Source organism: Paenibacillus sp. FSL P2-0121, assembly GCF_037975345.1.
Classification (GTDB): domain Bacteria; phylum Bacillota; class Bacilli; order Paenibacillales; family Paenibacillaceae; genus Paenibacillus_AQ; species Paenibacillus_AQ odorifer.
Genome location: NZ_CP150245.1, coordinates 3511892 through 3530510, shown reverse-complemented (window position 1 = coordinate 3530510; position 18619 = coordinate 3511892). Strand labels below are relative to the sequence as shown.

Genomic DNA, 18619 nt, shown 5'->3' with positions numbered 1-18619 from the left:
ATTTTTCCTCCTATATGGAATAGTTAAATTCAGGTGTGATCCGCTTCAGGAACTGCTTCGTTCTTTCTTCGCGCGGATGGTTAAACAGCTCTGCCGGAGTTCCTTCTTCAACAATGACGCCTCCGTCCATAAAAACCACATGATTCGCCACATCGCGAGCAAAGCCCATTTCATGAGTCACCACAATCATTGTGATGCCTTCCTTGGCAATTTTACGGATGACGGCCAGCACCTCACCCACTAACTCTGGGTCCAACGCCGATGTGGGTTCGTCGAACAATATAACCTCCGGCTCGAGCGCCAAGGCACGGGCAATGCCAACCCGCTGCTGCTGGCCTCCGGACAGCTGACTTGGATAGGCGTCCAGCTTGCTGCCAAGACCAACCTTTTCAAGCAGGGCAATACTCCGATTTTTCGCTTCGTCCTTCGGAAGCTTTTTGACAATCAGCAGTCCCTCCATCACGTTTTCCAGCGCGGTTTTATGGCGGAATAAATTGTACTGCTGGAACACCATTGCCGTTTTTTGCCGGAGCAGATGAATCTCCTTTTTGCGGGGATGTTTGCAGTTCACTTTGAAATCGCCGATGGCGATCTCTCCGCTGCTTGGCTTCTCCAGATAATTTACACAGCGTAAAAGTGTCGTTTTTCCTGAGCCGCTGGGACCGAGAATGACGACAACTTCACCCTTCGTCACCGTTAAATCTATATTATTGAGCACCTGATTCCGACCAAATGACTTCGAAATTTGCGCAAGCTTGATCATGCTACTCCACCTCGATTGTACAGATTAATTCTTTTTTCAATCAGCGACGTCACGCGTTCGATTAGGAACGTAAGTCCCCAGAAAATCAGTGCTGCCGCCAGATAAGCCTCAAAAAACTTCCAGTTCGTTGAAGCTACAATTTGCGCCTTAGCATTGATATCCACCACCGAAACGGTAAAAGCAAGGGTAGATCCATGCAGCATACCAATTACCGAATTTGACAGATTAGGCAGACTCGCCGCCAGCGCCTGAGGAAAAACAATCCGCCGCAGTGCCTGGGGCGTGGTCATTCCGATAGAATGGGCCGCTTCCAGCTGACCGCGATCCACAGCAAGCAGACCGGAACGGACAACCTCGGACATATAGGCTCCCGCTGTAATCGAGAACGAAATATAGGCAAAACCGATCATCGGAATGGCTACCGACCTGAAGCTCCAGCCGAACTGCACTGCCAGACCATCGATTAACACGGGAAGTCCAAAATAGATAAGCAAAAGATGCGTCAGCATGGGTGTCCCGCGGATGAACGTAACATAACCGACAGCCAGCGGATACAGCAGCGGAATTCTGTATATCCGGATCAACGCTACAGCCACACCAATCACAAATCCAATGAGTACTGAGACAGCAGTAATAGATAAGGTCACAGGAATTGCACTTAAAATTTGCACCAGAGCAGTCCAGATAAAAGATGGGTCCAGCTTCATAATCCGCTACCTCCTTTACCCGGTCCAAGTTCAGCAATGATGCGGCGGTAGGACCAGCTTTTGTTGATTTTGAACGTTTGTTTCTCCGGTGTATTCCGTTTCTCATGCCGCAGCAGCCGGCGTTCTGCTATAAGCAGCAGTTTCTCGATTGTAAAGCTAATGACCAGATAGATTAGCGCAAGCGCGATATACGTTTCAATAAAGTGCTGAGTTAAGCTGCCTAGCGTCTGTGCTTTACCTGACATTTCCATCACCCCAAGAGTAAAGGCCAATGACGTATCTTTCAGTAGAGCAATCACCAGATTGGAGAATACCGGAACTGCGATTCCGAGCGCCTGCGGCAGCACGATTCGCGTAAAGGCTTGAAACCCCGTCATCCCTGTAGCATAAGCAGCCTCTACCTGCCCCTTATCCACCGCCATTACAGAAGCCCGGATCATTTCGGACATGTATGCCCCCGTATGCAGCCCGTAAGTTAGAATCACAAAAACAAGCACCGGAGTCCGGGTCATATCGACATGAACCAGCTTCATAATTTCGGGCAGACCATAATAAAACAAGAAGAGCTGGATAAGAATCGGAGTTCCCCGAAAAAAAGAAATATAGATTTCGGAGATGGTTTTTAACACAGGCACTTTATAAAGTCTTGGCAGAGCTACGAGAAAGCCGACAAGAATTCCTGTCAGTAGAGAACAGGCGACAATCAGAAGCGTGGTGCTTAAAGTCCCTAGTAACTTAGGCAAAAACGAAAATACAAAGCTGATATCAAACTGTGCGCCCATATATCCCCCCCCCTTCCCGTGCTCACCGGCTCAATCATTTCACCGAATCCGCTGTAACATCCGCACCCAACCATTCCGTACTAAGCTTGCCTAGTGTGCCGTCTGTCTTCAGCTCTTTAATCGCACTGTCAATCGCATCTGACAGCTTTTGTGAATCGGCATCATCCTTACGGAAAACATAGAGAATGTCCGCGGAGGATAGCTCGTCGCCCGTAGCTTTTAGCTGACTCTGCGGATCAATGATCGGCAGGACAAAATCTGCAGCCAGCGTAGCGTCCACACGCCCAGTACTAATCTGTGCGACGGTATCATTCGCTGCACCATTCTGATACACGATATCAATCGTATTGTCATTCTCTTTATTGTAGTTCTCGAGTATTTGTGCTTGTGCACTCGTTGCACCTACAAGCACCTTTTTCCCTTTGAGATCATCAAGCGATTGGATTGAATTATTATCCTTTGCCACTACAATGCGGTTTCTCCAGTGGGCATAGGCTTCTTTGTTAAAAGAGTATTTCAGCTCCCGTTCCGGATTTTTCTCCATGACATGGGCGACCAAATCGATTTTTTTGGTTTCCAGGCTCAGCAGCAGATTGCTGAAATCCATGGTTTGAAATTCGAATTCATATTCTGGCAGCTGCTTATCGATTTCTTTGAGCAGTTCCACATCAAATCCGGTGAGTTTACCATTCTCATCTATGAAGCAGACTTTCGGAAAAGCAGTACCCGTGCCCACAATGATCTTAGTTACCTTTGCCGAATCCTTTGCCGGTGCCGCAGCTTCTGCTGCATTTCCATTCTGATTGCTGCTAGCGCTGTTACTGTTGTTTCCGCAGCCAGCAATCGCCAGTGTCAATACCGATGCAAATACTAGTGAAATGGACTTTTTCATTGTTTTATCCCCTTTAAATGAACTGTGGTTTGTCTGTAAGTGTTTTTTTCATCAGATACATAATGCCGTCACCGTTCTGCTGATCCAGTTCTAAAAAACGTTCGTACCCCCGGCGTTCATACATTTGAACCAACCACGGATGTTTCTTCGCCGTTGCCAGCGTGACTGCAGCCGAACCTAACTGACCAGCAATAATGTTCTCTTCCACCCAATCCAAAAGTTTTCCACCATAACCTCTGTTACTATAATCTGGATGGGCAGCAAACCATTTGATAAAAGGCAATGGGCTAATCTTCTTAATCTCTTCTTCCTTTGAAAGGGTTATGGTCGCAACTATCGTTCCGTCAACTTCAAGCACATAACACTCATTCGTAGCTATATTGTCTTCAATAAGCGCCAAGTCGGCTGTGGCCGCCGGCCAATGCAGCCCGAGTTCACGAATCAGCTGATAGGCACGATATGTAACATCTAGCAATTGCTCCGCATCCTTCAGTTCTGCCAGCCTGTATACCTCACTCATCACATGCCCTCCAGCCTTTCGAAAAGTAACTTTATAATCCCTATCGAAATAGTCGTGATTATATGCAATTAACTTTATCACTGCATGTGTCCATGCGCTAATAGAGTTTTTTAATACATCTATACAATTAGTCGATCTCCCACTTTTCCAATCCCGAGTTCAAGCAGGGTTTCGATGAATTCTGCGTTCTCTCCATTTAGCGAAATCAGGCTGGTTCGCAAGGAGATACCTTCCGTCTCCGCAATATCCACCCGGATCAGTGACCCAACCGCCACTTCCTCCTGCACACTGAGGGCGGGAAGGAAACAGATGCCTGCTTTTTTCAATACCAGCTTTTTGGCTGTCTCCAGGTTATCTACCTGATATTCAATCTTCGGTGGTTGTTCCATACTCTCAAATACACGATGCAGCCGCATCCAATCCAAAGATCCGCATTCAAAAAAAACCAACGTTTCCTGGCGGATATCCTCCAGTGAAGCCCGCTGTGCTTTAGCAAAGCGGTGTCCCTCATGTACATACAGTGAGATGGGGTCCTCGCAGAAAGGAAAGGTTTGAATTGCCGGATTAACGACCTTACGGATAAAAGCCAAATCAAGCTCCTTCGATTTTAACTTTTCAGTCAATACTTCCGTAGAAGCTGTCATCAGCTTGATTGTGATATGAGGATATCTGCGCTTTAAATGAAGCATCAGATGGGGCATTAAATAATTGGAAACCGAGACCGTACTGCCGATTCTCAGTTCATTTGGAATGTGCCCCTTAGCCTGAACCTGATATTTTCCGTTCTGATAAATCTGGAGAATCTGCTGGGCATAGGGTAGAAACTGTTTACCTTTATCCGTCAGGTTAATCTGCTTCCCCAACCGATCAAACACTTTGCAATCCAGTTCCCTTTCTAGCGATTGGATCCGGGCCGTTACTGTCGGCTGTGAGATATATAGGACTTCGGCCGCCTTATTGAAGCTTCCATAATGATTGATGTAGACAAAGGCCTCAATATTTTCAATGTTCATCCCTAATCCCCCTATGCTTTTATTAATTTTACTATTCCGATGAAAAAACAATGAATTATAGTGATGCTTTCCTATAGATTTTGTTTATATCTTAGTCATCGCCCTATTTTTTGTCAACAATTAATTCCGTGTAAATCAATCGGATTTTGAATCAAACGTTATGTTTATTTCATATAGAACTTTTCTATTCCTATATCAGAATTATAAAACCCCTCTTATTCCACTGGGAATTATCATATATAATAATTTCATTCGAATGAACATTACATTTGTCTGAAAGGGGATAGCGAAAACATGTCACAAAAGATCATTATCCGTGAAGCTGAGAATAAAGATTGTAATGCTATCGCCGAAGTGCTGTTAGATGCATACCATCAATATTCGGAGATCATGCCTGAGCCGTTGTGGCTGGAGTATCGAAAATCGCTTCTTGATTCCGTTCATGGTGATACTCCGCTCGTACGGATCATCGCTGAAATCGACAAGAAAATCGTTGGTAGCGCACTCTTGTTCAGCTCCTCGGAAACGGCTTACGGGAAACCGGAGCTCGGGATTCACTCCCCGATCCTACGTCTGCTAGCCGTATCTCCATCCGCTCGTGGTCTTGGCGTTGCAACCCTTCTGATTCGCGATGCTGCACGGAGATCACTACAGTTGGGTGCCACCACCTTGAACCTGCACACCTCGGAAATGATGTCTTCAGCCATCAAACTGTACCAGCGCTTAGGCTTTAATCGTGCGTATGAGACCGATCTTATGAACGGTGACACTCTAGTACAAGGCTTCCGGCTAGACCTGCTGTCCTCCGTCCGTTCTACAGCGGGACAAATATAGAATTCGAGAATTCTTAAATATTTGTCTTTTAAATATAAAAAGAAGCCTCGGAAAGCTTCCCCAATGATCTTGTGTGATCGTTACGGTAAACTCCCGAGGCTTCTTTATTTTTCTTTTTTATAAGTGATTTCTTTAAAACTCACAGTGATTTCCCCCGTATTATCGGCATCGCCCATTCGAAGATCTGTAGTAACGATAGCACGGGAAGGGATGGACGAAAAGCTTGCCCCCTTCTGCTTCTTATTTACATCATAGAGATAATAAGAAACATCCTTAACATTAAGCCCTACATTATCCTTGTGTATAAGTTCTACAGTATAGGATTTTATCACGGCTACATTAGCGTCCATCCACCCCACAACTTCAATAGCTGTATCTTCATGGTTGCCTTCAGTCTTAATGGAGCCGATGGAATGACCATCCTGATTATAAAAATTAATTTTTTGTGCAGCTATTTTCAGATAATCGATATCGATGTCAAGAATTCGGTTTTCGTTGATCTCTGCTGAATCCATCCAGGCAATCGTGCCCGCGGGGTTCCACTTTATTTTCTCAGAAGGTACATATTGCTCTTGTGGTAACGGAACAGTACGAAGAGAAACTCCTTTATTATCGTAAAAGGTTAATTCGCCGCTCTCATCATCATGTACAAATCTTTTAAAAGTTGGTGAGAGGAACAGGGATGGCGCCCCGGTCGTCGAATGTGGGATTACGCGATATTTCAGAAGATGCACATCGTCCTTTCCCGTTTTCAGATCAAAGATCCATACATTGCCGAGATAACTCTGCATAAACAATTTTTGCTCATCAGCTTTCCATTGAAATTTATAAATGTAATCATAATCATCAGAAAGCGGCCAGAAGTTTTCCCGAAGTCGTTCAATCTTTCCTGTAAGAACATTATATGAGGACAAATGATATTGCCCTGCTTTTTTCGTCACATCCGATTCCAGAAATAATAGATGATCCTCATCCAGCGGGATTAGCATATTATAGTTGCTCATAAAAGCATTATTCCATAGATTATTGGAATCGTTGAGCTCGTCACTCCATTTCACCTTTACCTCATCCGTAGCAGGATCATGGGCTAATAAAGCGTTGACAGCATTATGGTCGCCATAGAAAAGATGAATGGTATGATAAGAGATCCCTTGCAGTTCAACTACTGCTCCACCGTTTAACAGATAGTTATTTTCGGATAGGCCAACCGGTTTGGCCACCAGATCTCCAATAGAGTTCCGTTCTGTATTAAACTCCAAACCATTAAATTTTGCTTCCGAGAACAGAATCTTCTTTAACTCGGCAGTTGATTCCTTAGTAAGTGTGTAGCCTGTATCCGTTTTGTTCACATTCATTAACATGCCTTGCTCGCTTGTCTCGTTAATCCATAAATGAAAGGCATATTTATTATTATCTGAAATTAGAACGATATCGTAGTTAGGCGTTGCGGTATTTAAATTCCCTGGTATTTGTTCAGCAGTACGGATGGCTCGGACGAAAGTATCTATGGTTTCATGATCTGTGTATTCATCCTTTATGTTAGCATTCACTGAACCATGTGCTAGAGCGTTTGCTAATGTGATTCGCTTGATGGTCTCATCTAATTTTAGATTATCTGATTCTACTTGTTGTTCAGTTGATTGAAATAAGGTAAGCAAAGCAGCCTTATCCGTTTCAGATAACTTGTAATGCCCATTTACTCCTGATTTGGTGAAAAGACCATTATTATTACCCATAATCCAGAATGAGAATTTTTCGTTTTCTTTACTCTTCAATTCAACAGTAACCTCATAATCAGGTGCTGCAATATCAAGCTTCGCGTTGTCATACTCAGCAGTATGTATAGCTTTATTGAAACGTTCTATTAGCTTTTGGTCCGTTATGGTTATTAATCCACCGCTATCATTATGGATTGTAATGGAGTCCACAGAACTCAGATCGATTAGCTTTTTATTCGCTTTATCTTTACTCCCTGTATTGGCACATCCAACAAAGATTATTGAAATAACTGCTAAAAGGGCTAGTAGATTTAAATTTTTCATATAGGCTCCCCCTTCTTATTCTCTCTTCTTTGACGCCGGATAGAGGATAAAGTTGCAAAAAATGAGATTTTACACCTATTTAAAAAGATCTAATTAAGCCAAATCTAGCCTGTAGCCATTGGATCTGATTCTTGGCCTGAACAAAAGTACAGTGTTTGTAGCGATAAAAAAAGCCACCGCACAGGCCTGTTCTCCTGTAAGGCAGCTTCTTCTTTATCTCAATATATCTTTTACAGCACCCGTCAGTACACCAATAACTTCTTGCTCGGAGGCCAGCGGAGAGTCTCCTTCTACTGTGTGGGCTAGCATTCCGGCCGCGGCCGCAAAGGCTACAGTATGCTGAGGATCAAAACCTTCCAGCTCACCATGAATTATACCACTGGCATAAGCATCTCCAGCCCCGACTCTATCAAGCACCGGAAAGCTTAAGGTCTCGGAATATGCGAAGCGACCGGATTTGAAGATATAACCGCGCAATGAATGGCGGTTATCATCATGGATGGACCGATGCGTTCCTGCTACCGTACTTAGACTGTAGCGTGAAGCTACTGTGGGAATCAGCTCCTGAAGTTGTTCTTCTCTTGAAGTTCCTTCGGGCTTCATACCAAGGATTAGCATTGCGTCTTTTTCATTCATCAGCACGATGTCGGCCAAATGCAGCATGTCTTCGTAATGGGAGCGCGCCAGCTCATAGCCTCTCTCCCCCCAGAGCGATGGGCGGTAATTGCAGTCAAAAACGACTAGACCACCGTGTTGCTTAACCGTTTTTGCATAAGTTTTCATCGCTTTTCGCACATCATCGTTCATTGCCAGTGTTATCCCGCAGAAATGAACAGCATCCGCGAGGTCTGCCAGCTCTGCGAATGGATAAGTACCCGGAGGAGCAGTATTGAAGCTGCTCTCCGGGCGACCGGAATAAGTCACTCGGGAGGGGCGAGCCCCGAATCCGTTTTCAAGAAAGTACATCCCTATACTTGAGCCCCCGCGTTGGATATGCTCCGGCTGGATGCCCAGTCGCCGAAGATAGGCTGTTGCTGCGTCACCAATAGGATTCGCAGGCAGTCTGGACACCAAAGTCCCCCGATGTCCGTATCGGGACAATGCGGACAGTACATTGACTCCGGTGCCGGAGAACGAATACTTCAGCAGGTTACCCTGAGATAACAGTTCAAAGCCCGGTACCTGTAGCCGCATCATTATTTCACCAAAAGCGGCGATATGTTTAGGCATATTGATCTGCCAGCTTTTTCATCGTCCGATACAGCTGTTGTATGTCCGCCACTCTCGTTCTTCCGCTCTGCGGATCGATGATCGATGTATAGACATGGGGAATCACCTGCGGCACTCCCGCTTCCAATATAATAGACAAGATCTCTTCAAAGTTGTCCAGATCGATACCGCCGGTCGGCTCCAGCGCAAAACCCTCTTCCGCACAGGCTTTGGCCACAGCGATTAGCTCCGCTTTACGGCTCAGCCCCTGCATCGGAAAATACTTTAAAGCATTTCCGCCCATATCCCGAACCAATGCAATCGCCGCATTTACGGGAATTACAGCGGGTACAGATTGTGCCGCACTGGCCGGGCCGGTGGAGATATTCACAAAACCAGGTTGTCCCGTTGGTGCGATCATGCTGTTAATCCAACTATCTTTCGCTCCAAGGTTAGCACGGGTCGCACCAACTGCTGGGAATACCTGATTAATGTGGCTGCCAGCATAGGATTTGACAATCTCTGCAACAACAGCAGCTTGCCGATTATCACCCGCACCTAGTCCTATTGATACCGCACCGTCAATTTCCCGCCCATATGCCTCCATCGCCTGCACGGCTTCTTCTACCGTTGCATAGTCTTTGGACAATACACCGACCAGTACATAACCTTCGGCAGCAGCAAACACCTCTTTGGCATTTTCTATATCCTTAGCCAATACGTTTAAGGCCACCCGACCTTTATAGAACCGCTTGTTAATTTCAGACATTGCTTGCCCCTCCTGTCAATTCCCTTATCCTCGCTGTAATCATTTCTATGTCATCACCCATTAGCGGACGCGGGTCAATATCAAAATAACCTTGCCTTACCCCATAGTCTCTAGTGTAAATAGCCACTTCACCTTGTTGAAGCTGCTGGGACAGCTCAAGTGCTGTTATTGCGCACTGATTCGGGTCCACATGGATGCGTCCACGGTAAATCGCCCGGCCTGCTTCATCCTGCACGATAGTTACCCGAATTCCGGGAAGCCCATCGAGCGGCATCAGCAATTGGAGCGTAGCTTTTTCCTTTTCGCTTGTATCCTGTTTGTGAGCATATTCATCCAACGCTTGCATCAGGCCGAAGGATGTTTCCTTACCAACCTTCATGCTGCGTCCAATGCCGTGAAGCTGCACTTTTAGCCATTCAATATAAAGACGTTTTCCCGCCACAAGTCCGGATGTTGGACCTTCTATGGCTTTGGAGCCACTATAAATGACCAGATCGGATATTTGCACGTATTTCTGCAGATCCTCTTCCGCTGCAGCATCTACAATAAGCGGGACGTTATGAGTTTGAGCCACAGCCCAAGCTTCCTCTACAGAGATCATATTCTTCTGAACGGCATGATGAGATTTGACATACAAGATAGCCGCAGTCTGATCCGAGATCGCAGCAGCCAAATGCTCCGCCCGTCCTTCATTGGCATAACCTGCTTCCACCACTTTACCGCCGCCGAGATAAACCATGGTTTCCACTGGTGCACCGTATTGTACGTTATGACCTTTTAACATCACAATTTCATTTCTAAAAATGCTATCCTGATGGAGCCGTAGACTTGTACGAATATTACCGCGGGTTACCAGCGCCGCCACGGATAAAGCAATTCCACTGGAAGCCGAGTTCACGATCACCGCTGCTTCAGAACCTGTATGACGTGCAACATAATCCCCCGCTTTATCCACCAAATCGGCGATTTCCACATAACTCTGTCCGCCTTGACGCATAGCTTCCATCACCGTATCGGTCGGTGCCGATACCCCGAGGATGCTCATCCGGCCGCTTGCATTAATAACTCTTTTCAGGCCGTATTTCGCATTCCATGTATTTGTCACCTATGATCACTCCTATTGCTTGAATGGTTTGCTGTGCTACCCGGCGTTCCCCCTCAGAATCTACCAGTTCAATCTTCTTATCCGTCACACGAAAAAGGGTCAGATTCGCCTTGTTATTGATCCGAATCTCCCCAAGTTCCGGGCGTCCCAGCCACTGGGCTGCTCTGCTTGTCACCCGTGCAATTGTATCTTCAAGGGAATATCCCAGTGCAAGGAATTTGTTCAACAGATTCGCCATGGAGTAGACGGGACCATTGATACGGTTGCCTCTGTATATGTCTGTGCTGATCGTATCCGGATCAATACCGTTTTGTTTGGCCGCCTCGGCCACAGCGAACGAGAAGCTAGCCGTACCATGTCCCACATCCAAGTGAACTCCACGCTCAATAGCATCTCTCAGCACTTGGAGCGGTCGATTCTCCTTATCGAACAAATTGTTGCTTTTACCATTTAGATAATGGGTTATCACGTCGTTGCGTTGAAGTAGCGGTAAAACCTCACGGATATCCGGCGGTGCGGAGCCTATATGTACCATCAGCGGCAGCCCGGTCTTTTCCGAAAGCTCCAGTGCATGTTGAAGCGGTTGAATGCCATTGTCACCCACTACGCTTTTGCTGATTCTGGCCTTCAAGCCTACGATAAATTCAGGATAAGCAACTACCGCCTGAAGCACCTTTTCATGATCAATCCACTCTAGTTGGGACAACTCGTCAATTCGCATCAGGCCAATCTTTGAAATGTTAAGAAAAGCAAGCAGTTGCGTTGCCGACTTTTTCCCCGCCTCTGCCAGCTCACCAATACGCTCCGCTCCGCAGCTACCTGCGTCCACGAGCGTAGTCACGCCACATTTGATTCCGATTTCATCGATCTCGTCTCCATACGGATTCAATTCTGCAAACGCATGTACATGCAAGTCGATCCAGCCGCTAGAGACATACGCCCCATTGGCTTCCACGACCTTGAAACCATGGTCTTCGGCGGTGCCTCGGGGAACAATCTGGACTACGTTGCCATCAGCTATGACAATGTCCACTTCCGCTCCATTCAGGACTTTCGCCCGGCGGAGGAGCAAACGTTCTGCTGTCATCGTCACACCTTCTTTCCAAATTCAGAACATTACCGTCCTAGGTCTTTCCCGCACAATCTATAACACAAACAGTCCCAATGGATGTAGGATCTTTTTTCACAGGGACTGTTTGGATGAACTATTTATTCTTTATCACTACCGTGTTCAGACCCGAAAACCCTTTAAAAAATTCACAGCCTGGCGGATATCTTCCTCCGGATTAGTGCCAACTTCCCGTTCTATGGTCAGGAATCCTGTATAACCGATGTCGTTCAGTGCTTGCAGATAGTTGTTCCAATCAACAGAACCCGCTCCGAGCGGAACTTCACGGAATGCCGAGCCGGTCTCGGCCATTTCAGCGATTTTCTCATGGTCTAATGCTGGTGCTTCATAACCATATTGACCGTAAACATCGCGTGGATCGATATCGGCAAGCTTGAGACCATCTTTAGCATGGGTGTGTACAATGTAGTCTTTTAGAGTATGAACACCTTGCACCGGATCATCACCAGTCACCATGACCATATTGGCCGGATCAAAATTAACGGAAACCCCTCTGGAACCCAGACCGTCGAGGAACGTCTTCAGACGTGCAGCGGGTTCTGGCCCAGTCTCAATCGCAAAATAAGAATTCATCTCATGTGCATATCTGCTAAGTTCCTCACAGGCAATGTGCATGGTTTCATAGATTTTACTGGCAGGGTTAGAAGGAACAATACCGATATGTGTAGTTACGATATCTGTACCTAGCTCCTTGGCCAGCTCCATAATGCGCTTGGACTTTTCAATTTTGGCACGGTTCTGGGCAGGGTCCTGAAAGCCATGTCCGCCTAAATCTCCAACGATGGCAGAGATTTCTAAACCTAGCGAAGCAATGTAATCCTTCCATTCACGGCGTGCTGACTGAGAGAGAGTAGCGGGATCAAATTCGCCTTGTACCGCATAAATCTGAACTCCATCTGCCCCAGCTTCTTTTGCCTTGCGCAATCCCTCTTTCACTCCCACCTGAAAGCTGTCTACGATAACACCGATTTTATTAGTGATAATTGGTTTAACCATGGCATAATCCTCCAGTATAATGAATTAGATTTGGTTCCAAACCCGCTTGATGTATTCCAGCCCCAGTCTTGTTCCCTTACGGCACTCTTCCATTCCCTCAAATTCTACAGAGATATATCCATCGTAACCGCTTTCCTTAACGATTCGAATTACACTCGGCATATCGATGTCTCCTTGACCAACGATGGCACCTCTCAACCAGTTCCCACCGGAGGATTGGAACCAACCTTCGCCAGGCTGGCGGTCTTGCGGACGAATATAGAAATCTTTGAAATGCACCATTGAAGCAAGCTTGATGTTGTTAGGTACAGCTATTAGCGGGTTCTCATCTGCGCACAGGAAGTTCCCAATGTCGAGTGTTGTACGGAAGTTGTCTCTACCCACCGCATGAACCAGCGCCTGTACACGATCGCTGTGCTGAATAAAGTATCCATGATTCTCCACACTGGTCGTAATGCCTAAACCTGCGGCATAATCAGCAATTTCTCGGCAGGCTTCAGCCAAACGTGGAAGCTCTTCCAAAAAATGCGTGATGGATAGATCGTTTGAGGAGGCTACATCATGCCGCATCCGCTGAATGCCTAATGCCGCGCACACGTCTACTTCCCGCTTTACCCGCTCGACTTCCCGCTGCATTTCCGCTGTCTCCAGCCCGGCAAAGTTCGCCCCGATAGCATAATTGGATAACTCTAGTCCACGACCCGCTGCTGTTCGTACAATCTGATCAATTAGCTCAGGATTTTCAACCAAATTGATACCCAAAGGTACAATCTCCGCATGTTCTGCGCCCAGATCGGCGATCGTCTCAATGACTCCTTCAAGCGTGAGCTCACCCGTTGAAAAAGCCGAATGCAGACTGTAAGTGCTAATTCCTAACTTCATAGTTTCACCTCTTCACCTTTGGCTGCGGATTCATAGATCGCGCCGAGTATCTTCATGATTGTAACGCCGTCTTGCACAGGACTAATTGGTGTAGAGCCGGTACTGATGTTGCTAGCAAAATGATTAATTTCATTCTGGAATGCACTGTTGAACTCAAACCCCTTATTATCGGTCTGCGGATAGGTATTGACGATCGTATCCGCCTGTTCTTTAACAATGACTATCTCAGGATCAATTTCAAAACCACCCTTGTCACCATACAGGCGTACCGAACGCTCGTCTTCTTTGGCATGCAGTGTAAAGCTGACATCGACCATTAGCGAAGCTCCATTCTCAAAGCGAATCAGTGCATTCGCTAAATCTTCCACCGTATTGTTCGCTGCGTCGTAATCGGCGGCTTTATAGAATGAGAGATTCTTAATATTAGAACGATTGCCGAGCTTCCGGTAGGTATTAGCACTTACCGATACTGGATTCGGACGGCCCATCAAATACCAGCATAGATCAATCACATGGACACCAATATCGATCAGCGGTCCGCCGCCGGAGCGTTCAATATCACTGAACCAGCCGCCGGGATTGCCTAGTCTCCGGAACGTCGTTGCTTTTGCATAATAGATTTCGCCGAATTCTCCTTGTTCCACCAACGTCTGAAGGAGCTGGGCATTGGAGTCATAACGTCGTACAAAGCCTACTTGCAAAATCTTGCCGCTCTTTTCCACTGCTTGCTGTACCTGAAGCGCTTCTTCAACCGTACGGCAAAGCGGCTTTTCCACAAGCACATGCTTGCCTGCCTCAAGCGCCGCGATACTGATCTCGGCATGAGAGTTGTTCCATGTGCAGATGCTGACTGCATCTATTTCAGAATTGGCCAGTAATTCACGATAATCCGTGTATACCTTCTCGACGTTATATTCTGTAGCAACTTCGCGTGCACGCTCTTCATTCAGATCACATACCGCATATATGGTTGTCTGCGGATTATTCCGATAAGCACTTAAGTGCATGCCGGAGATAGAGCCCGTACCTATTACGCCAATTTTGATCTTATCCATTAACACTCTCTCCTTTATTTTGCATAGGTTATGATTCGTATTATAATGATTTCAACCCTAAACACCATGCAGAGCCTTGCGGTTTCATTTGTACAATTGTGCTATAGGAGGTGCAGTCTATAAATGTTGGACTATGATAAACATCTACAGGAACCCATGGACATGCCGGATCCCGAGTTTCCGATTAAAGTACATACCCAGCGTTTCCACCAAGAAGGAGTTATGTTGTTCCCACATCATTGGCATGAGCATCTTGAGTTTATATTTATTGAAAGTGGTGAGGCTGTTTTTGAGTGCGGACGAACACCGATCAACGTTCGGGCTGGCGATTTAGTTGCTGTGAACAGCAACGAGCTGCATTATGGGGTAAGCGCTTCTTCTGATTTATTGTATTATGCGATTATTGCAGATACTTCTTTGCTGCATAGTGCGGTAAGCGACGCTGCCGAAACCAAGTTCATCGCCCCGATTCAGCGGAACCAGCTGCTGTTACGTAACCATATCCGGGGGGATCAGCATATTACTGACTGTGCTTTGGCGATTATTCGGGAACTGGAACGTCGCGAATTTGGTTACGAGCTGGCCGTCAAGTCCGAGCTATACCGCCTGTTAACGCTGTTGTTGCGCAGACATATCGTCACCGTACTCTCACAAGCTGAGCAAGAGAGGCGTATTCAGACCGTTGAACGCTTCGCACCTGTTTTGCGATATATCGATACCCATTACCAAGAACCGATTCAAGTTGACGAACTTGCGGCGCTAACGGGGCTAAGCCGCTTCCATTTCAGCCGTCTCTTTAAGGAACTAACTGGGCATACGATATCTGAATATGTAAATGCTGTCCGTTTAGACCGTGCAGATTATTTGCTCCGCCATACCCAGCTAACGATTTCTGAAATCGCTACCACTACTGGCTTCAGCGATATCTACTATTTCAGCCGCACCTTCAAAAAGCATAAAAAAGTAACCCCTAGCAGTGTGAGGGGATTCTAGTTAGAGTGAACAAAGGACTGCCTCTTGGCAGTCCTTTGTTAGTGTATACAGCGTTCCTCTAGTTAAACTATTATTGCCATACAAGCTGTCCCTTTCTTATTTTTGCTGCATAGATGATTTGGCCTGTATGATAATGGACTTCTCTCACCATCGCTATCATGAGATTAAGAGCAGTGGTCTCGTTATTTACTTGGCTATATGTAAGTGGTGGCAAATTAAGAAAGGGTTGTGACATCAATAACTCCGGGTTAGATTGGAGCCGTTCAAGGTATTGGATAATAATATCAAAAGCATCCCTGGTCATGGTTATAGCTTGTTCTTTTGTCATTTCTAGACCTCTTTCAAACTCCCTCTCTCTATCTCTTGTATCAGGAATATCTAAAAGAATGGTTTCAATTCGTGAGTGTACTGCCCCGCTAATATGAGCAACTAAATTTGCAATACTGTTACTTTCCACGGTTGGGGACCATGTAATATCCTCTTGGGTACATTGCTCGATTGCTTGGAGCGTCCATTTCTTTTCCGATCTAAATTTAACCAACATACTTTCAATTAACTCAATGGCGATATCCATTGCTAACCTCCTATTGATATAACCTATGTAAATTTTACCAAACTCATCTCTACTGTCAAATGAAATCCAGTACCAATGCTATTTTTATGCCACAATGTTTTGTTACATTCTTATCCGAGCTCCTGAGTAGAGTTAATTGATAACGTTTGTTGGCCTTAAAAGAAGGAGTTGGTATATGACACTGGATCATTCAGATTAGTACAAAAGAGACTGATGAGATTATCTACTATTTTTAGAAAAAGGAGATACGAAATGAAACTTAAAAAATGGATTGCCCCTATCCTCACATGTTCTCTGATGAGCCTCTCTTTCGCTACAGGATCTGCAAGTGCAGCAACTAACAGCGAGTATAGCTTGAAATTCAATGCGACTAACTATACTACAAAGACCATAACGGTGGATGGTCAATCCGTCACTTATCGGGCATATGAGAATATCGTTTATGTAAAGAACCCTGTAGATATTAATTATGAAACTATGAACGTCTATGTCCCTGAGGAATACTTCCAGGGTAAGTCGATCGGTAGTTACACCGCCGATACCGCACCTATCTTCTTCCCAAACCAGGTTGGCGGGTATATGCCTGCTCAGCCAGGTAGTACTGAAACAGGTAAAGGAATGGGTATGGGGGCAGGTCCACAGAACGGCGCTCCGAAAACAGACAAGGAATCCGCAGCAGCCCCAGGCGCCGATACAGGAACGGAATTGAATAAACCCGCTGCGGGTAAAGACGAAAACGCAGGAACACCTTCATCTGAATCTCCCAGTGCTATCGCAGTTGCCCTGTCCAAAGGTTATGTGGTCGCATCTCCAGGCGCTCGCGGTAGAACTACAAAGGACGAAAAAGGTGTTTACACTGGTAAGGCACCCGCAGCTATCGTAGATCTGAAGGCGGCTGTCCGCTACCTTCGCTTTAACGACGACATTATGCCTGGTGACGCCGAGAAGATCATCTCTAACGGCACAAGTGCTGGCGGCGCGCTCTCCGCATTACTGGGTGCTACCGGCAACAATGCGGAATATGAGCCTTATTTGGAAGCGATCGGAGCAGCTGATGAGCGTGATGACGTTTTTGCCGTTTCGGCCTACACGCCGATTACGAATCTAGATAACGCAGATGCAGCTTATGAGTGGCAATTCAACGGAATTAACACTTATGAAAAACTTGATTTCTCCGGAAATACGGATTTTAACATGGAAAGAAAGTTGGTAGAAGGAACATTGACGGAGGATCAGATTCAGGTATCTAACGAACTGGAAGCTATGTTCCCTGAATACGTCAATAGTCTAGGACTTACGAATACTGACGGAACAGCTTTGAAGATGGATGCGGACGGCAATGGCACCTTTAAAGATTACATCAAAGCTTTTGTGATCGCTTCAGCGCAAAAAGCGTTAAAATCGGGTACAGATCTGTCCGACAAAACCTGGATCACCATTGAAAATGGCACTGTTACGGATATCGACTATGATCAATATCTTGCATACTTGGGCAGAATGAAACTGCCTGGAGCCTTTGACGGTTTAGACCTGAGCAATGGTGAAAACGATCTATTCGGCACAGCGAATGTCGCTGCACAGCATTTTACTCAGTTCGGTTTGGAGCATGATACAGCGGGGGGAACACTTGCTGACCAGAATCTAGTGAAAATGATGAATCCAATGAACTATATCAGCACTGAGGGAACAACCACTACAAATAATTGGCGGATTCGGATGGGAACCAAGGATAGTGATACTTCCCTCGCTGTTTCTACTATATTGGCAACAGAGCTTGAGAACAAAGGTTCAAACGTTGACTTTGCAATGGCTTGGGATATTCCACACAGCGGAGATTACGATCTGGATGAGCTTTTTGCTTGGGCGGACAAGGTTAGTGCTACTTCACCAAAAGCATCCGCAGCTGCCATTCCTTCCAAATCATCATTGTTGGTGAATGGTAACAAGATATCTGTTAACGCGTACAATATCGACGGCAGCAACTATTTTAAATTACGGGACATTGCTATGGCTGTAAACAACACTACACAACAGTTTGAAGTGACATCGGATGAAAATACGAATACTTTAAACATTACATCTGACAAAACGTACACTCCGACGGGCATTGAACTTTCAGCATCTGTAAATACTAGTTCAAAGACCGGTGTTATGACAGCCACTAAGATAACTTTGAACGGACAAGAGATTTCAGTAACGGGCTATAATATCGGCGGTAGTGAGTATTTTAAGCTGAGGGATATTGCAAAATCACTTGATTTTAATTTGGAATGGGATGCTGGAACGCACACCATAAGTATAGATACTTCTAACATCTATAAGGACAGTAATAAATAATAGAACAGTAACTTATT

General features: G+C 45.8%; 18 protein-coding genes. 3 read left to right on the top strand and 15 right to left on the bottom strand.

Annotation, left to right across the window (positions count from 1 at the left end; all coding sequences use genetic code 11):
- Positions 1-10: 10 nt before the first annotated feature.
- The 6 genes from MKY54_RS15710 to MKY54_RS15685 all read right to left on the bottom strand — a co-directional run bounded on the left by MKY54_RS15710 (position 11) and on the right by MKY54_RS15685 (position 4677).
- Positions 11-763, bottom strand: coding sequence for an amino acid ABC transporter ATP-binding protein (locus MKY54_RS15710; protein ID WP_076125552.1), 753 nt, complete (start codon positions 761-763; stop codon positions 11-13).
- Entirely contained in the window at positions 760-1470 is a 711-nt protein-coding gene (locus tag MKY54_RS15705) for an amino acid ABC transporter permease (protein ID WP_076125553.1), read from the bottom strand. Before MKY54_RS15705 ends, MKY54_RS15710 begins: the two co-directional genes overlap by 4 nt.
- A complete protein-coding gene (locus tag MKY54_RS15700; RefSeq protein ID WP_076280611.1) occupies positions 1467-2252 on the bottom strand; it encodes an amino acid ABC transporter permease in 786 nt (261 codons plus the stop codon). Before MKY54_RS15700 ends, MKY54_RS15705 begins: the two co-directional genes overlap by 4 nt.
- Positions 2253-2286: 34 nt before the next feature.
- On the bottom strand, positions 2287-3144 hold the full coding sequence (locus tag MKY54_RS15695; protein WP_339186998.1) for a transporter substrate-binding domain-containing protein: 858 nt from the start codon (positions 3142-3144) through the stop codon (positions 2287-2289).
- Positions 3145-3157: 13 nt separating this feature from the next.
- On the bottom strand, positions 3158-3664 hold the full coding sequence (locus MKY54_RS15690; protein WP_076133225.1) for a GNAT family N-acetyltransferase: 507 nt from the start codon (positions 3662-3664) through the stop codon (positions 3158-3160).
- 119 nt (positions 3665-3783) lie between these two features.
- On the bottom strand, positions 3784-4677 hold the full coding sequence (locus tag MKY54_RS15685; protein ID WP_076278492.1) for a LysR family transcriptional regulator: 894 nt from the start codon (positions 4675-4677) through the stop codon (positions 3784-3786).
- 294 nt (positions 4678-4971) lie between these two features.
- Between MKY54_RS15685 and MKY54_RS15680 the strand changes: the two genes are divergently transcribed.
- The gene (locus MKY54_RS15680; protein ID WP_076306470.1) at positions 4972-5511 is read left to right on the top strand and encodes a GNAT family N-acetyltransferase; all 540 of its coding nucleotides are present in this window, start codon (positions 4972-4974) and stop codon (positions 5509-5511) included.
- A gap of 104 nt (positions 5512-5615) precedes the next feature.
- On the opposite strand, the gene MKY54_RS15675 is transcribed toward MKY54_RS15680, so the two are convergent.
- The 8 genes from MKY54_RS15675 to MKY54_RS15640 all read right to left on the bottom strand — a co-directional run bounded on the left by MKY54_RS15675 (position 5616) and on the right by MKY54_RS15640 (position 14698).
- Complete coding sequence (locus tag MKY54_RS15675) at positions 5616-7553, bottom strand: hypothetical protein (RefSeq protein ID WP_076125564.1); 1938 nt, start codon at positions 7551-7553, stop codon at positions 5616-5618.
- 213 nt (positions 7554-7766) lie between these two features.
- The gene (locus MKY54_RS15670) at positions 7767-8783 is read right to left on the bottom strand and encodes a sugar kinase (RefSeq protein WP_076125565.1); all 1017 of its coding nucleotides are present in this window, start codon (positions 8781-8783) and stop codon (positions 7767-7769) included.
- The gene (locus MKY54_RS15665; RefSeq protein ID WP_076184626.1) at positions 8776-9531 is read right to left on the bottom strand and encodes a KDGP aldolase family protein; all 756 of its coding nucleotides are present in this window, start codon (positions 9529-9531) and stop codon (positions 8776-8778) included. The genes MKY54_RS15670 and MKY54_RS15665 overlap by 8 nt, the downstream gene beginning before the upstream one ends.
- Positions 9524-10636, bottom strand: a complete 1113-nt coding sequence (locus MKY54_RS15660) for a DgaE family pyridoxal phosphate-dependent ammonia lyase (protein WP_076125569.1) — start codon at positions 10634-10636, stop codon at positions 9524-9526. Before MKY54_RS15660 ends, MKY54_RS15665 begins: the two co-directional genes overlap by 8 nt.
- A complete protein-coding gene (locus MKY54_RS15655; protein WP_076317046.1) occupies positions 10590-11723 on the bottom strand; it encodes an amidohydrolase/deacetylase family metallohydrolase in 1134 nt (377 codons plus the stop codon). Before MKY54_RS15655 ends, MKY54_RS15660 begins: the two co-directional genes overlap by 47 nt.
- Before the next feature lie 144 nt (positions 11724-11867).
- A complete protein-coding gene (locus MKY54_RS15650; RefSeq protein ID WP_076317047.1) occupies positions 11868-12761 on the bottom strand; it encodes a sugar phosphate isomerase/epimerase family protein in 894 nt (297 codons plus the stop codon).
- Positions 12762-12785: 24 nt separating this feature from the next.
- Positions 12786-13643 carry a sugar phosphate isomerase/epimerase family protein gene (locus tag MKY54_RS15645; RefSeq protein WP_076125572.1) on the bottom strand — a complete coding sequence of 286 codons (858 nt, stop codon included), beginning with the start codon at positions 13641-13643 and terminating at the stop codon, positions 12786-12788.
- The gene (locus MKY54_RS15640; protein ID WP_076125574.1) at positions 13640-14698 is read right to left on the bottom strand and encodes a Gfo/Idh/MocA family oxidoreductase; all 1059 of its coding nucleotides are present in this window, start codon (positions 14696-14698) and stop codon (positions 13640-13642) included. The genes MKY54_RS15645 and MKY54_RS15640 overlap by 4 nt, the downstream gene beginning before the upstream one ends.
- 123 nt (positions 14699-14821) lie before the next feature.
- On the opposite strand from MKY54_RS15640, the gene MKY54_RS15635 reads away from it, so the two are divergent.
- Positions 14822-15691: an AraC family transcriptional regulator gene (locus MKY54_RS15635; RefSeq protein WP_076125575.1), complete on the top strand. Its 870-nt coding sequence runs from the start codon at positions 14822-14824 to the stop codon at positions 15689-15691.
- A 70-nt stretch (positions 15692-15761) separates the two neighbouring features.
- On the opposite strand, the gene MKY54_RS15630 is transcribed toward MKY54_RS15635, so the two are convergent.
- A complete protein-coding gene (locus MKY54_RS15630; protein WP_036677310.1) occupies positions 15762-16265 on the bottom strand; it encodes a DUF1572 family protein in 504 nt (167 codons plus the stop codon).
- A 252-nt stretch (positions 16266-16517) separates the two neighbouring features.
- On the opposite strand from MKY54_RS15630, the gene MKY54_RS15625 reads away from it, so the two are divergent.
- Complete coding sequence (locus tag MKY54_RS15625; RefSeq protein WP_339186997.1) at positions 16518-18602, top strand: subtype B tannase; 2085 nt, start codon at positions 16518-16520, stop codon at positions 18600-18602.
- The last annotated feature ends 17 nt before the right edge of the window (positions 18603-18619 follow it).